Annotated in this window: 12 protein-coding genes; 6 read left to right on the top strand and 6 right to left on the bottom strand. The window is 45.9% G+C overall.

Features of this window, described 5'->3' with window-relative positions; all coding sequences use genetic code 11:
• The first annotated feature begins 53 nt into the window (after positions 1-53).
• A complete protein-coding gene (locus RIF36_RS26310) occupies positions 54-3,215 on the top strand; it encodes a VPS10 domain-containing protein (protein ID WP_350127813.1) in 3,162 nt (1,053 codons plus the stop codon).
• 69 nt (positions 3,216-3,284) lie between these two features.
• Here the strand turns inward: RIF36_RS26310 and RIF36_RS26305 are convergent, their stop codons facing one another.
• Positions 3,285-3,671: a DUF4783 domain-containing protein gene (locus RIF36_RS26305; RefSeq protein WP_151997700.1), complete on the bottom strand. Its 387-nt coding sequence runs from the start codon at positions 3,669-3,671 to the stop codon at positions 3,285-3,287.
• A gap of 145 nt (positions 3,672-3,816) precedes the next feature.
• Here RIF36_RS26305 and gpmI point away from each other — a divergent pair, with 145 nt between their 5' ends.
• The gene (gene gpmI / locus RIF36_RS26300) at positions 3,817-5,337 is read left to right on the top strand and encodes a 2,3-bisphosphoglycerate-independent phosphoglycerate mutase (RefSeq protein ID WP_350127810.1); all 1,521 of its coding nucleotides are present in this window, start codon (positions 3,817-3,819) and stop codon (positions 5,335-5,337) included.
• Positions 5,334-5,906, top strand: coding sequence for a hypothetical protein (locus tag RIF36_RS26295; protein WP_350127807.1), 573 nt, complete (start codon positions 5,334-5,336; stop codon positions 5,904-5,906). The genes gpmI and RIF36_RS26295 overlap by 4 nt, the downstream gene beginning before the upstream one ends.
• Here RIF36_RS26295 and RIF36_RS26290 read toward each other — a convergent pair.
• Positions 5,903-6,820 (bottom strand): universal stress protein, encoded by a 918-nt coding sequence (locus tag RIF36_RS26290; protein ID WP_350127804.1) that lies wholly within the window; start codon positions 6,818-6,820, stop codon positions 5,903-5,905. The genes RIF36_RS26295 and RIF36_RS26290 overlap by 4 nt on opposite strands.
• A 297-nt stretch (positions 6,821-7,117) precedes the next feature.
• Here RIF36_RS26290 and RIF36_RS26285 point away from each other — a divergent pair, with 297 nt between their 5' ends.
• Together RIF36_RS26285 and RIF36_RS26280 are read left to right on the top strand one after the other, a co-directional pair.
• Positions 7,118-8,920, top strand: coding sequence for an ABC transporter ATP-binding protein (locus RIF36_RS26285; protein ID WP_350127801.1), 1,803 nt, complete (start codon positions 7,118-7,120; stop codon positions 8,918-8,920).
• Between the two features lie 88 nt (positions 8,921-9,008).
• Positions 9,009-9,431, top strand: coding sequence for a Fur family transcriptional regulator (locus RIF36_RS26280; RefSeq protein ID WP_151997694.1), 423 nt, complete (start codon positions 9,009-9,011; stop codon positions 9,429-9,431).
• 1 nt (position 9,432) lies between these two features.
• Here RIF36_RS26280 and RIF36_RS26275 read toward each other — a convergent pair whose 3' ends face one another.
• Positions 9,433-9,600 (bottom strand): hypothetical protein, encoded by a 168-nt coding sequence (locus RIF36_RS26275; protein ID WP_226940402.1) that lies wholly within the window; start codon positions 9,598-9,600, stop codon positions 9,433-9,435.
• Positions 9,601-9,982: 382 nt separating this feature from the next.
• Between RIF36_RS26275 and RIF36_RS26270 the strand changes: the two genes are divergently transcribed.
• The gene (locus tag RIF36_RS26270; RefSeq protein WP_151997692.1) at positions 9,983-10,960 is read left to right on the top strand and encodes a TerC family protein; all 978 of its coding nucleotides are present in this window, start codon (positions 9,983-9,985) and stop codon (positions 10,958-10,960) included.
• Between the two features lie 14 nt (positions 10,961-10,974).
• On the opposite strand, the gene purE is transcribed toward RIF36_RS26270, so the two are convergent.
• Genes purE through RIF36_RS26255 form a run of 3 tightly spaced genes read right to left on the bottom strand, consistent with a single transcriptional unit; the run spans position 10,975 to position 14,454 of the window.
• Positions 10,975-11,511, bottom strand: coding sequence for a 5-(carboxyamino)imidazole ribonucleotide mutase (gene purE / locus RIF36_RS26265; RefSeq protein WP_350092193.1), 537 nt, complete (start codon positions 11,509-11,511; stop codon positions 10,975-10,977).
• 1 nt (position 11,512) lies between these two features.
• Positions 11,513-12,646 carry a 5-(carboxyamino)imidazole ribonucleotide synthase gene (locus RIF36_RS26260; RefSeq protein ID WP_350149707.1) on the bottom strand — a complete coding sequence of 378 codons (1,134 nt, stop codon included), beginning with the start codon at positions 12,644-12,646 and terminating at the stop codon, positions 11,513-11,515.
• A 17-nt stretch (positions 12,647-12,663) separates the two neighbouring features.
• The gene (locus tag RIF36_RS26255) at positions 12,664-14,454 is read right to left on the bottom strand and encodes a MutS-related protein (RefSeq protein ID WP_350073070.1); all 1,791 of its coding nucleotides are present in this window, start codon (positions 14,452-14,454) and stop codon (positions 12,664-12,666) included.
• Positions 14,455-14,460 lie beyond the last annotated feature (6 nt).

The following is a 14,460-nucleotide window of genomic DNA, read 5'->3' as shown; positions in this document are numbered from 1 at the left end:
AGAAAATACTACTTCAAAAGAGCGATTTACTTAGAGATATAACCAACCTGAACATGATGAAGAGAAATCTATTGATTCTTCTGGCACTAATTCCCACTATGCTTTTTGCCCAGAAAAAGGGAGCCAAAGAAAAAACGGAGCAAGTGGCGCTGGACGAGAAGCTTTACGCAGGACTTGAGTGGAGAAACATTGGGCCAACAAGAGGAGGCAGGTCCACAGCAGTGGCCGGTGTGCTGGGCGACGACCAAACGTACTATATGGGCACGGTTGGTGGTGGAGTATGGAAAACAACCGATGCCGGCATTACCTGGAAAAACATTACTGACGGGTTTTTCAATACCGGAACCATTGGGGCAATCTCTGTAGCTGCTTCTGACCCAAATGTCATTTACGTGGGTACTGGGGAAGCGCCCATTCGTGGGGTGATGACTTCCAGTGGCGATGGCCTTTACAAATCGACTGACGCCGGAAAAACCTGGAGCCACATCGGGTTGGAGAACTCCATGCACATTTCTAAAATTGCTATTCACCCCACCAATCCAGATTTAATCTACGTGGGTGTTCAGGGGAATCCGTATGGGCCAAGCGATAACAGGGGCGTTTACAAAAGTACCGACGGTGGCAAAAGCTTCAAGGTCGTACATTTTGTAAATCAGTTCACAGGAGTGAGTGACTTGAGCATGGATGAGTCGAACCCCAGAATTCTTTATGCAGCCATGTGGGACCATCAACGCCTGCCATGGTATTCCAGAAGTGGCGGCGCTGGAAGCGGCATATTCAAAAGCGTCAATGGTGGCGAGACCTGGGAAAGACTTTCCGATGGTTTGCCGAAAGTGATGATGGGCAAAATTGGCGTGTCAGTTTCGCCAGCCGACCCCGAAAGAGTGTATGCGATTATCGAATCGGACGAAGGAGGCTTGTACCGTTCGGATGATGCCGGCAAAACCTGGAAAAACATGAATAAAGAGCGGGTGCTGAGAGCTCGCTCGTGGTACTATATGCATATTCAAGCCGACCCGGCAAATGCAGATGTGGTTTACGTGATGAATGCCCCGCTGCTCAGAAGCATTGACGGTGGGAAGTCCTTTGCCAACCTTCCTGTACCCCATGGAGATACTCATTCTATCTGGATCAATCCTGCCAGGCCCGCCAACATGGTGTACGGCGGTGATGGCGGCGCTGCTATTTCCTTTAATACTGGCAAAACCTGGAGTACGATTGAGAACCAACCCACAGCACAGTTTTACAGGATTAATGCCGACAATCGCTTCCCCTACTGGGTGTACGGGGGCCAGCAGGACAACTCATCAGTAGCCATCCCCAGTAGCACCAACGGGCCTGTCATCGAATGGCAAGACTGGATTGCCGGTGTGGGCGGCTGCGAAAGCGCTTATGTGGCATTTGATCCTAACAACCCAATACTGATGTATGCAGGCTGCTATCAGGGGATTATCGATGAGTATAACCTGGCCAGCAAAAAAACGAAGGGAATAAAAGCCTACCCCGAAAGCGGGCTGGGCGAACCGTCCGACGAAGTCAAATACCGGTTCAACTGGAATGCACCGATCATTGTATCTCAGCACAACGCCAACACAATTTATCACGCAGGTAACAAAGTACTCCGGTCCACCAACAGGGGATTGACCTGGGAAGAAATGAGTGGCGACCTAACCAGAGACGACTCCACCAAGCTCGGGCTCATGGGCGGCCCAATTACCAACGAGGCCGCTGGTGGCGAAATCTATCATACTATTTACTACCTGGCCGAGTCACCGCATGATGCTAAAGTGCTTTGGGCAGGAGCAGATGACGGCTTATTGCATATTACCAGAGATGCCGGAAAGACGTGGACGAACATTAGCCCTAAAGAGGCAGGTGAGGGAATGATTAACTCTATCGAAGTATCTCCACACACCCCCGGCACAGCTTATGTAGCCTTTACGAAATATAAATTCGGGGATTTCACTCCCTATTTATACAAAACGACAGACTACGGTCAAAGCTGGCAAATGCTCACAAAAGGTATCGGCGCAAAGGCATTTGTGAGAGTCGTAAGAGAAGACCCGAACCGCAAGGGGTTGCTTTTTGCCGGCACCGAAAGAGGCATTTACATCAGCTTTGACGCCGGGCAACAGTGGAGCCAGTTCAAGCTTAATTTCCCGATGACGCCGGTAACTGACCTCAAGATTCACCATAACGACCTGCTGGCGGCTACTTCAGGAAGAGCATTCTGGATTCTTGATGACATCACTGCTTTGCAGGAACTGACCCCGCAGGTAGCAACTACGGACGCCTACTTGTATAAACCACGGGAAGTGGTAAAAAGTGGTAATGCTTTCGATTTACCTAATGTGACTGTTGGCAAAAGCGTTTATAAAGGAGCCCTTATCCGATATCACCTGAAGGAAATGGGAGAAAAAGACTCCACTTTGTTAAAAATTGAAATGGCTGATGCTGAAGGCAAGGTCTTAAGAACTTTCAATAGTACTTCCAAAAAGAAGGCTGAGCAACTTCCAAAAAAAGCGGGCATGAATGTGCTGAAGTGGGACTTGCGGGGCGAGAATATCGAAACAGCAGACGGCGTATTTGTGCCTAGCTTTGGTGGCGGGGGCATGTCGAGCTACATGGTAGGCCCAGGCACTTACACAATAACCCTGACCTTTGGCGACAAAACAATGCAGCAGGCACTCAACATACTTCCTGACCCTAGGGACGCTGCTACTCTGGCGCAGCATCGGGAAAAGCAGCAAGTGCTGGAAAGAATAGCGCTGGACATTGAGGACATATACCAATCGCTGAAAGACCTTCAGCAAGTGCGCAAGCAACTGAAAGCCATGGATGAAAGACTGGGCGATTCGGACGAATACAAATCGATCAATGACAAAAGCAAGGCCATTATAAAGAAAGTGGGAGCGACTGAAGAAAAACTGATCCAGCCGAAGCAGGAGACATTTCAGGACGTGGTCAACTTCCGCAGCATGCTCGATAGCCAGCTGTACGACCTTTTGCAAACCATTGACGGGAACTCACCCCCGCTTACGGATGGCGAGAAGGAACGCTATAGTGATTTGAAGGAAATCTGGAATACTAGAAAAACGGAGATCATGCAGATTTTGAATGATGATGTTCCGGCCTACAACAAAATGCTGGAAGAGAAAGGTGTGCCCTACGTGGCTCCAAACAACGACAAGAAGGAGGAAAAGCTGGGAAGCTAAATTGAAACCCCTTGCAGTTAACCAAAAAAGCCGGCTTTCACCGGCTTTTTTTAGGATGATATTGTCAGACTATTCCTTTGTCAGGTCAAGCGTATCTACCAGATACTTGCCATTGAACGACTTCAGCAGCATGTAAACCCTGTAGGTTCCGTTGGGGTGCGAAAGTTGACCAATGGTGTAGAGCAAACCTTCCTTCGAATTTCCCTGGTGTATATAGTCAAATGATGAAGGAGGGTTTTCTTTGAAGAAATCCTTCATAATTATTTCAGCCTGTGTTTTACTGTAATTTGACTTTTCGCCGTCTACATTTAGCGACACAGTTTCGTTGAAATAGCGAACAAGCTCTTTGGAAGAGCCCGCTTTAATAGCCGCTTTCACATTGCCTACCACTTCCGTTTGTGTTTGGCCAAAGGCCATGGTAGCAGTAAAAAGAAATAATATTGTAAACCGTTTCATGATTCTGAATTCAACAGTTGTTGATAACAAAAATTGCGCCACTATTGAGCAGTTTGAAAAATAGAAACTACAATTTAACAGAATGAAACTAACATAATCAGGCAGCAGTTACAAAAGAAAAAAGGACAACCGTATATTTGCCTCCATGAATAAGAAAGTAATTCTGATGATTTTAGATGGTTGGGGAATAGCTTCCAACCCGAAAGTGTCTGCTGTAGACGCTGCAAATACGCCATTCGTAGACTCACTCTATAAAAAATACCCGCACAGCAAGCTTCAGGCTTCGGGTCTGTTGGTTGGCTTGCCAGACGGGCAAATGGGCAACAGCGAAGTAGGCCATATGAACCTCGGAGCCGGAAGAGTAGTGTACCAGGATCTGGTAAAGCTCAACAAGGCAGTTGAAGAAAACACACTTGGTGATAACGAAGAGCTGATCAAGGCACTGGATTATGCGAAAAAGAACAATAAGAAGGTGCACTTCATTGGATTGGTTTCCGATGGCGGTGTTCATTCACATATTCTGCATTTAAAGGGGCTATGCTCTCTGGCCCATGAAAAGGGGCTTGAGAAAGTATTTGTGCACGCCTTCACTGACGGCCGTGACTGCGACCCTAAATCGGGGCTTGGCTTTCTGAAAGACCTTCAGTCGCATATGAGCAAAACGGCCGGAGCCATTGCAAGCATCACTGGCCGCTATTTTGCTATGGACAGAGACAAGCGTTGGGAGCGGGTGAAGCTGGCCTACGATGCTATGGTAAAAGGTGAGGGCAAAAAAACTGGCGATGTATTGAAAGAAATGCAGGCCTCATACGATGAAAATGTTACCGACGAATTCATCAAGCCTATCATCCATACGGACGCTGCCGGAAAACCATTGGCTGTGATAGAAGAAGGTGATGTTGTCTTGTGCTTCAATTTCCGTACCGACAGAGGAAGGGAGATTACAGAAGTGCTCACTCAAAAAGACTTTCCAGAGCACGGCATGAAGAAATTGCCACTCTACTATGTGACCATGACCAATTACGACGACACCTTCAAAGACGTGAAAGTGCTGTTCGATAAGGACAACCTTACCAACACAATAGGTGAAGTGCTTGCAGCCCATGGCAAAAAGCAGATCAGAATAGCAGAAACAGAGAAATATCCCCACGTTACTTTCTTTTTCTCAGGAGGAAGGGAGGAACCTTTCGATGGAGAAAAAAGGCTTCTTTGCCCATCGCCAAAGGTGGCCACCTACGATTTGAAGCCCGAAATGAGCGCTGAGGACATTCGTGATGCCATTATCCCGGAGTTAAAGAAGCAGGAGACCGACTTTGTTTGCCTCAACTTCGCCAACCCCGATATGGTGGGCCACACCGGTGTGTTTGAAGCAGCGGTGAAAGCGGTTGAAACGGTTGATCGTTGTGCTGAGGCTGTTGTCAATGTGGCCCTTGAAAATGGCTACAGCACCTTTATCATTGCTGACCACGGCAATTCCGACATGATGATCAATGAAGATGGATCACCCAATACAGCCCACACCACTAACCCTGTGCCATGTATTCTCGTAGACAACGACTATCGTGGCCCGATTAAGGACGGAAAACTCGGAGATTTGGCGCCAACGATTCTTAAGATGATTGGCATTCCAAAGCCAGCAGAAATGACTGGCGAAGAACTTATATGAGGAATATTGTTATTGGCTCATTAATATTGGGCCTGGCGCTGAGTGGCTGTGAAACCAGCTCCTCAGCGAAAAAAATTTCGGCTTACTTTGATGTGGCTGAGCTGTTTCTGTCGCAGGCTAAGCTTATTGAAAACGTTTCGTTTGAAAAATCTGCCTCTATTGATAGCCTCACTGAGACGAAGACGTTGAAGTTTGATAGCCTTGAATGGACTAAGGAATTGTCTATGTTCATTAATATGGACATTAACAAAGCTGTGCTGGTTGGGGCGTTCAGTGAGGAAAAGGCCAATTCATCTAATGGCAGCAGCGTTCTTTACAAAAAGAAGCCAGAGGTTGAATCTGGTGTGCAGTGGATGAAGCTTGAATATGATGATCAGGGGAATGTGGTCGCTTTTTCAGGTAGGTTCGAAGAGGAAAACGCATTGTACCAAAACAGTCGTGAGCTATTTGCCACCTTTGCTGCCCAAAACGGCGTGTCCACTTTGGAAGGCTACAGTATCAAGGGCTTTCAAAAAATATTGATGAAGGACACTGTAAACTATCAAATTGAGTCAAAAGCGCTCAATTAGAGGTTTTTGAAGGCTTGCATGAATCCCATGTTTGCCTTTTTGTCTTTCACTATCATATAGGGTATCTCTTTGTTGACACGCAAGAGCTCAACGGCGACACTTCCCATAAGCATGGCAGCGACCATGGTTCTCCCCTTCGAACCGAGGATGATCATGTCGGCGGCTTGCACTTTGGCCTCCGTAAAAATCACATCAGCCGGCTTGTCATCTTCATCAAGGTTGAAAACTTGTATTACATCCTCCTCGTTGATTTGATATGCACTTAAAAATGTCTTCATCTGCTTTTCGGCATTGTGCTTCATGATTATGGCAAAATCAACATACTGTTTGCCAGTGTAGTGATAACCAACGGGAACTTTGTAAACATTTTGAAGAAGGACTTCCACATTTCCCAATTTTTTTAAGGCCATGGCCTGATCAACTGCCATGGCAGAGTTTTTGGAAAAATCGACAGGTACCAGCACCCTGTCCAGTTTGAAAGAAGCGTTTTCAGGCACAAACAACACTGACGCATGACAGATGGCGGTAATTTTTGCTGCATTGGTGCCAGCACCCTTCAAAGATTTTTTTAGCCCCATCACAATCAGGTCTATTTCCTTAACCTGCGACCATTTCAAAATCTGTTCAGTCTCGTTGCCGTCTTTCACCACTGCCTCATAAGGCGTGTCACATTTATTCGCAAAATACTTGGAGGCCTCGTCATTGATTCCTTTTTCAAGCGCCTCATCTGCCGGCCCGGTGATGTTCGGGAACATTTTCTTAATCTCTTCAGGAATCTCGAGTTTTTTGGAGACGTGAATGAAATAGACTTTTGCTTCTGGAAGCGCTTTGCAAAGATGAGCCGTATACTCCATCAGAGTCTGATCGATGGGTGACAAGTCTAGGCAAACAAGAATTCGCTGAAGTGGGTACATGACGGATTGATTATATTGGCACTTTTTACTTAAAAGGATATTTGGCTCAACAATAGCTTGTCCCCTAAATGGGTAGACGAACTGAACAATATCCAGACATGAATATTTGTCATATTTCTGATAATTACAATGAATTTTATAAGAGTCATTGATGATTTCTGTCAAGCCGCAGAAATTGTCATCTGATTTCTCTCCCGATTCGGGGATTAGGTTCTTAACTTTGCACGGAACAAAACTTTTTGTCAGTACCCAATGTATTGCTTAAGGTTTTTGAATATTGTTTGATATAAGTAGCTGATGGCAAGAAGTAACTCACGGTTCTCCACACTTGAAAAAGAAGAGAAGCGTCCCCTCAATAAAGATAATTTCAAAAAGCTTTTAGGTGTTTTCAGATTTATTTTGCCCTATAAGGCTGGATTCATAGTCGGCTTGGTTCTATTGCTTTTTACAAGTGGCATACTGCTGTCCTTTCCTTATGTGGCCGGCAAACTTATCGATGTTGCCTCCGGCAAGGGATCCTGGTTGCTGAATGACATCACGTCGATAGCCCTGGCACTCATTGGGATTTTGCTGGTGCAAAGCATTGTCTCCTTTTTTCGGGTTTATTTCTTCGCAACCGTGTCTGAGCGCACAGTCGCAGATATAAGAACCCATCTTTATCAAAAGCTTATCAGGCTGCCCATTACCTTTTACGACAGCAAGAGAACAGGAGAGCTGATCAGCAGAATTACTTCGGATGTGACCATGATTCAGGACACGTTCACCGTAACGCTGGCCGAGCTGATTCGTCAAACATCAATCTTGATCATTGGCCTTGGGTTGATTTTTTACACGATGCCGTCGCTGAGTGTTTTTATGCTGGCCACTTTCCCTGTTTTAATTGTGGCAGCAATGTTCTTCGGAAGGTTTATTCGAAAAATGTCAAAGAAAACCCAGGACGCTCTGGCTAATGCCAGCGTAGTGGCTGAGGAGACGCTCCAGTCTGTCCACACGGTAAAGGCCTTTACAAATGAGCAGTATGAGATAAAACGTTACCGAGCCTCAATGTCGGCGGTAGTTAAAGTGGCTTTGAAAACCGCTACCTACCGTGCAGGCTTTATCTCTTTTGTGATTTTTGCCTTGTTCGGAGGCATAGTCGGTGTGATGTGGTATGGCGCCACGCTCGTGCAAAACGGAGAGCTGACGGTTGGCGACCTGCTGTCATTCGTGCTCTACACCACTTTCATTGGTGGGTCAATTGCCGGCCTCGGGGATTTGTTTGGTCAGATACAGAAGGCGATTGGCGCTTCGGAGCGGATTCTGGAAATTCTTGAGGAACCTGAGGAGGTCGAAAGCAAGGAGCAGGAATCGATCATTGTAGAAGGTGAGATTGCTTACGAAAATGTGACCTTTAGTTATCCTACCCGTAAAGAAATGCCAGTGCTCAAGAGCATAAGCTTCCACGTGCCTCATGGTAGTAAAGTGGCGCTGGTAGGTCAAAGTGGCGCTGGTAAGTCAACAATCATTCAGCTGCTGATGAGGTTTTATCAGCCAGATACAGGAAAAATATTGATTGATGGAAAGGACAACCAATCCTATTCTATTTCAGCTTTGCGGAAACACATCGGTGTTGTGCCTCAGGAAGTGATTCTATTCGGCGGAACTATTTTAGAAAATATTCGCTACGGTAAACCCGACGCTACAGAAGACGAAGTAGTGGAAGCGGCTCGTCAGGCCAACGCCCTGGACTTTATTTTGAGCTTTCCCGAGCAATTTGATACCATTGTCGGCGAACGGGGCATAAAGCTAAGCGGAGGGCAGCGGCAGCGGATTGCCATCGCCAGGGCCATATTGAAGAATCCTTCAATACTTATACTTGACGAGGCCACCAGCTCGCTGGATGCGGAGTCAGAACGACTGGTGCAGGATGCACTGGAGAAACTCATGAAAGATCGCACAACGATCATCATTGCCCACCGCCTGGCTACGATTAGAAAGGTAGACCGTATTTATGTGATAGGCGATGGGCAAATTACTGAGCAAGGGACTCACGACGAACTGACCACTGACGAGGAAGGTAAATACAGTCAGCTTGTTAAGCTGCAACTGGAAGTGTCCTAATGATAGTGAAAACCATTTTCAGTCTAGTCAGGAGCTTCGTATATTGTTTAAAAATTACTGTACAACATCCACCCGGTAGCTTACAGGAATGTCAGAAATAGTTTTAAAAGAAACACTAAAAGAACACCGGCTGCGAAACACGCAATGCAGAACGGATATACTTGCTATATTCTATGAGCACGATTTTGCCTTGTCCCACGCCGATATTGAGGACAGGGTAAGCGAACATTACGACCGGGTGACTGTGTACCGAACACTAAAGACCTTTGTGGACAAGGGCTTGATTCATAAAGTGCTTGATGATAATGGAGCTCAGAAATATGCTTTGTGCAATGCCGACTGCTCCGAAGACTTACATAAGCATGAGCATGTTCACTTTAAATGCATCCGGTGTGGGCTCACAACTTGCCTCGACGAATCAGACATTCCAGGAATAAAACTACCGGCAGGGTATGTTTTGATGGATGTAAGCATGCTGGTGACGGGCTACTGTAAGGACTGTCAGCAATAACTCAAACAGGCATTTCTTCCCGCTCTTCTTCGTCAATAAGTACAAGTCTTGGGTTGCCGTCTGGCAGGCAAACGCCAGGGGGAAGATCAATTTCCGGAGGCCCTTTGACAGTGATACCTCCGTCGTCGTCGTCGTCATGCCCGCCGACATCTTTATTTCTCTTCTTCATAAGAGTGACCATCAGATACACGAGTATCAGATAAGCAATCCCAACAAGGATAAGATCTAAAGTATAACCACCTAGCATACAACTCTTTTATACAATGATTTTACAAAAAAACCGTAGTATTATCAAATTAAATGAGTTAATTCAAACAATTTCGTTCGCCTCAAATAGGATTTCTGATAAGGTCAGCTATCCTACTGATATTTATACGTATTTTGTGGGGCCTTTAAATTGTACATTTCCAACACAATCCACTCTTGTGACTCCTGGCATCGTTTTTTATATTGCCTAATTCTTGTTTAATTTGCCGGTCGTTTGAAAAAAACCGCAGCTATTATTTTCTTTACAATGCCCTTTTTGACCTGTGTCCTAACGCCTCTTGTTTATGCTTGATCAACTGCTAGCCAACAGTGAAAACCTCTTGTACGGCATTTTCGGTATTGTAATCACTATTTTTTTAATTCTTGATCTAGGTGTTTTTCACAAAAAACCCGGAAAGATTAGCCAAAAGGATGCGCTTCAGCAATCGCTCTTTTGGGTTGTTGTTTCTATTATTTTCGGTGGGGTCATCTATTTCTACTATGAAAACCCTGTGCCTGGTGTTACGCCCTATGAAAGTATGCTGGAATTCTACTCGGCATATCTCACAGAGAAAGCGCTAAGTATTGACAACATATTTGTTATTCTTCTTATCCTTCGGTACTTCAAAGTGAAGGATGAATACTATCATGGTATTCTTTTTTGGGGGATATTGGGGGCCATCATTTTCCGGGCGATATTCATTTTCGTCGGAGCGCTTTTGATTAGTAAAGCACATTGGATTCTGTACGTCTTCGGGGTGTTTCTTGTCTATTCTGGGCTTAAAATATTCAAGGATGATGAGGATATGGAAATTGAACCGGAGAAGAATCCCCTCATTCAACTTGCCAGAAAGTTCTTTCCCATCTCAAAAGGAGACATGGGCGGCAGATTTGTGATCTTCAAACAAGGTAAACTTATATTTACACCGCTCTTTCTGGTTATCATTCTTATTGAATCTACCGACCTCATTTTTGCTGTCGACTCTATTCCCGCTGCGTTTGCGATCACTCAGAACCCGTTCATCATCTACACATCCAATATCTTTGCCGTGATGGGACTAAGGGCGATGTTCTTCTTGCTGTCTAACGTCCTTGATAAGTTTTATCTGCTTCAGAAGGGCTTGGCGATCATCCTCATATTCATTGGAGCGAAGATGCTGGTGGATATTTTCAGTATTCACGTCCCGGTTATATGGTCATTCAGTATGATTTTGGTGGTGTTGATAGGATCTATCATACTCTCACTTATCTTCCCGAAAAAACCTGAATTGGTAAACAACTAGCAGTTGTAGCTTAGCTATTTTTTGAAACCTATTTGTGCGGACTTCCACCCCTGATTTTCCAGCTTGGTGGCACTTTCTTCGACTGTAGATTTTAGTTTGTCTTTGTAGGCCTGCAAAGCGTCAGCAACCTTTTCATCAAACGTAGAGACAATTTCAGCTGCAAGAATGCCTGCGTTTTTGGCGCCGTCCAGTGCTACAGTAGCTACAGGAATACCACCGGGCATTTGCAGTATGGAAAGGATGGAGTCCCAACCGTCGATAGAGTTCCTGGATTTGACAGGTACTCCAATCACTGGCAGGGTGGTGATGGAAGCGACCATGCCTGGCAGGTGCGCTGCACCGCCCGCACCGGCTATAATTACTTTCAGGCCTCGTTTGCGGGCTTCTTCAGCGTAGGAAATCATTCTGTGTGGGGTGCGATGTGCTGAGACAATGGTTACTTCGCAGGGAACGCCAAGCTCTTCCAGTATTTCTGCAGCCTCCTGCATCACAGTGAGGTCCGACTGGCTACCCATGATCACACCCACTATTGGTTTTTTATCGTCAGCCATTTTATGCTTTTATTTTCAGTTTATCTTTTACCCAATAAGCCAGGGTTTTCAGGTCTTCAGCACTTTCGTTGACTATCGTCACGTGCCCCATTTTTCTAAAAGGCTTTGTTAGCCTTTTGCCATAAAGGTGAGGATGTACTCCCTCTTTTTGCAAAACTTCCTCCAAACCTTCATAAACCGCCTCTCCCTGAAAGCCTTCTTCTCCCAGCAAATTGACCATCGCTGCAGGAGTGTGGGCCCTGGTGCTCCCCAGGGGCCACCCTAAGATGGATCTCAGGTGTTGCTCATATTGTGAGGTAATGTTTGCCTCTATCGTCTGGTGTCCACTATTATGAGGCCGGGGGGCCACTTCATTAACGAGAATCTCGCCGTCTTTGGTAAGAAACATCTCCACGGCGAGCAGCCCAACCATCCCAAGTTTGGTGATCACTTTTTCAGCAAGAGCCCTGGCCTTCTGTTCCACTTCGCTTGAAATCTGGGCTGGAGAAAAAAGAAACTCAACGAGATTCGCCTCGGGATGATAAACCAATTCCACTACCGGGAAAGTTTTGATTTCACCCTGCTCATTTCGGGCAACTATTACAGAAAGCTCTTTTTCAAAATCTATCAGTTTTTCCAAAAGCCCCGGTTGGTCAAATGCTTTGGTCAGGTCTTTTTCCGACCTGATTACCTGCACACCACGCCCATCATAGCCTTCTCTTCCAAGCTTGTTTACTGCCGGCAGGAAATCAGCATGAGTGGCTACATCGGCCGCATTTTCAGTCAGCACAAATTCAGCGGTAGGAATGCCTTCTTTTTGATAGAACTGTTTTTGAAGTCGCTTGTCCTGGATCAGCTCAATAATATGGGGCTGTGGGAAAACCTTCTTACCCTCTTCTTCTAGCTTTCTGAGAGCCTGGGTGTTCACATGTTCAATCTCTATGGTAACAACATCACAGTCTTTACCAAATTTATAGACTGTGTCGAAGTCTTTGAGATTGCCGTTAACAAATCCGTCTACAAGGTCTTTGCAGGGAGCTGAAGGGTCAGGATCGATTACTTTGAAAGGGATGTTAAAATCGATGCCGGACTGTATGAGCATGCGCCCAAGCTGGCCACCACCTAGAATGCCAATTTTTCTGTTTACTGTTGCCATGGTTTGATGCAGCGAAATTAGGGAATTATTTCTATTCCTATATTCTTCATCAGTTGTGAGGCGTTGAAGCTTTTGCAGGGCCCCTCAGTCAGCTTGTAGTCGAACAGCAGCTCATCGCCTTTCACAAGGCTGTTAAAGCTGAAGTTGCTGACAAGAGGGTCGGTATTACCAAGCTCGCTTAAAGTGAGGTCATGAGTAGAAATAAAGCCAGCCGCCTTTTCTCTGAGCAGCTGCCTTACGAGTGCCTTCGTGCCAATATGCCTGTCCTCTGAGTTGGTGCCTTTCAATACTTCGTCCAGCATGTAAAGAACAGGAGCACCAGTTTCCAGTAGATCCAAAAGCTGCCTAAGCCTTTTTAGCTCTGCGTAAAAAGACGACACGCTTTCGGAAAGGTCATCGTGGGTGCGCATGCTGGTAAAGAGCTCCATATAGGAGATTGTCATGCTGCTGGCGCAAACCGGGGCTCCGGCCAAGGCCAGCACAGAGTTCACTCCCACTGTTCGAAGGAACGTGCTCTTTCCTGACATGTTAGACCCTGTAATCAGGATCAACCCCTTGCCATCAAGCACAAAATCATTTACAACTCGTTTCGCCGCTGGAATCAAAGGGTGGCCGAGCTGACTGGCCTTTAGATCAAAATCCCGTTCTGATGTTTCAGGGAAGACATGCGCCGGGTTCGCAAAAGCAAATCCAGCTAAGCTGCTAATGGCCTCCATTTTGCCAAGCGCTTCCATCCATCCACCGACGTGGTCAATATTTTCGTCAAACCATTTCTGCGCCAATGTAACAAGCCAAAAGTCGAGCAGAAGAAACGAGTTGAGTATTTGATAAACCATATTGATTCGGCTGTCGAACCGGTTTACCACGTCATGTAATTTCTTGAAGGCAACGGATGCCGAAGGCCCGGGGTTTATTAAAGCGGATCGATGCTCACCAAGCAAACTGTTCTCAAACTTGCCCGTTTCAATGCAGCTAAATAAATCTACATAGATGGATAGCTGTTTTGAAAGGCCCTGCATTTTTTGATACTCCTCGTTCATTGACTTCATCAGTGCAACAAGAAAGAAGCTATTGAAAATGGCCGCTAGAAACACCCACTGCCAAATCAACACCGAAGAAATGGCTAACCCGTAAATGATAAGGGAAATCGCCATTGAAACGGCCGCCCAGATTTTAAACCCTTGAGAGATGGGGGCGGGTTTTGACAAAAGCTGTTCTAATAGTACTACCGGCTTTGACTTATCCGGGAGGTTCATCCTCCCAAACGCTTCAAACGACTGCCTCCACTCGATTTGGCTTTCAAGCTCACGAACAGCCAGCTGCCTTGGGCTAACAACATCGGCCTTTGCCGGGAAGCTTAACCAGGATGCCAGTGTGGCAGTTCCCGATGGCGTAGACCCCCGGTTAACGAGCTGAAAAATGGAATGCCGCCCGAAAATATCCAGGTCGGCTACATACGGGTGATTTTCACTGAGAAATTCCTTGCCATCCGAAAGGTGCTTTATGTCGAGCTGTTGCCTTCTGACTTCATCTTGATTGACCGCCAGCATCGACTTAAGAAACGAAAGCTTCTTTTTCGTTTTATTATACAAATTTACCAGGGAGCCAAAAATCACAAAAAAGCCAGCCAACGTTAAAAAAATTGGCCATGCCATTCTCGCATTGGCGAAATAAACCACGGCAATTGTTGATACTATAAAAACCCCAATTCTATAGGCAGACCACTCTCTGAGCTTGTTAGCAACTTCTGATGTTTGGCGCTCAAATGTGGTAATACGAGCTTTAAAAAATGCTTCTTTTTCGTCCATTTCTGC

This window comes from Imperialibacter sp., assembly GCF_040222815.1.
GTDB lineage: Bacteria > Bacteroidota > Bacteroidia > Cytophagales > Cyclobacteriaceae > Imperialibacter.
This window is presented reverse-complemented; position numbering and strand designations above follow the sequence as displayed.

Bases quoted from the DNA above. Each gene is read 5' to 3' on its own strand.
- gpmI (WP_350127810.1), top strand. From the start codon at position 3,817: ATGAATAAGAAAGTAATTCTGATGATTTTAGATGGTTGGGGAATAGCT.
- purE (WP_350092193.1), bottom strand. From the start codon at position 11,511: ATGGCTGACGATAAAAAACCAATAGTGGGTGTGATCATGGGTAGCCAG.
- RIF36_RS26270 (WP_151997692.1), top strand. From the start codon at position 9,983: ATGCTTGATCAACTGCTAGCCAACAGTGAAAACCTCTTGTACGGCATT.
- RIF36_RS26305 (WP_151997700.1), bottom strand. From the start codon at position 3,671: ATGAAACGGTTTACAATATTATTTCTTTTTACTGCTACCATGGCCTTT.
- RIF36_RS26255 (WP_350073070.1), bottom strand. From the start codon at position 14,454: ATGGACGAAAAAGAAGCATTTTTTAAAGCTCGTATTACCACATTTGAG.
- RIF36_RS26260 (WP_350149707.1), bottom strand. From the start codon at position 12,646: ATGGCAACAGTAAACAGAAAAATTGGCATTCTAGGTGGTGGCCAGCTT.
- RIF36_RS26290 (WP_350127804.1), bottom strand. From the start codon at position 6,820: ATGTACCCACTTCAGCGAATTCTTGTTTGCCTAGACTTGTCACCCATC.
- RIF36_RS26285 (WP_350127801.1), top strand. From the start codon at position 7,118: ATGGCAAGAAGTAACTCACGGTTCTCCACACTTGAAAAAGAAGAGAAG.
- RIF36_RS26280 (WP_151997694.1), top strand. From the start codon at position 9,009: ATGTCAGAAATAGTTTTAAAAGAAACACTAAAAGAACACCGGCTGCGA.
- RIF36_RS26295 (WP_350127807.1), top strand. From the start codon at position 5,334: ATGAGGAATATTGTTATTGGCTCATTAATATTGGGCCTGGCGCTGAGT.
- RIF36_RS26275 (WP_226940402.1), bottom strand. From the start codon at position 9,600: ATGAAGAAGAGAAATAAAGATGTCGGCGGGCATGACGACGACGACGAC.
- RIF36_RS26310 (WP_350127813.1), top strand. From the start codon at position 54: ATGATGAAGAGAAATCTATTGATTCTTCTGGCACTAATTCCCACTATG.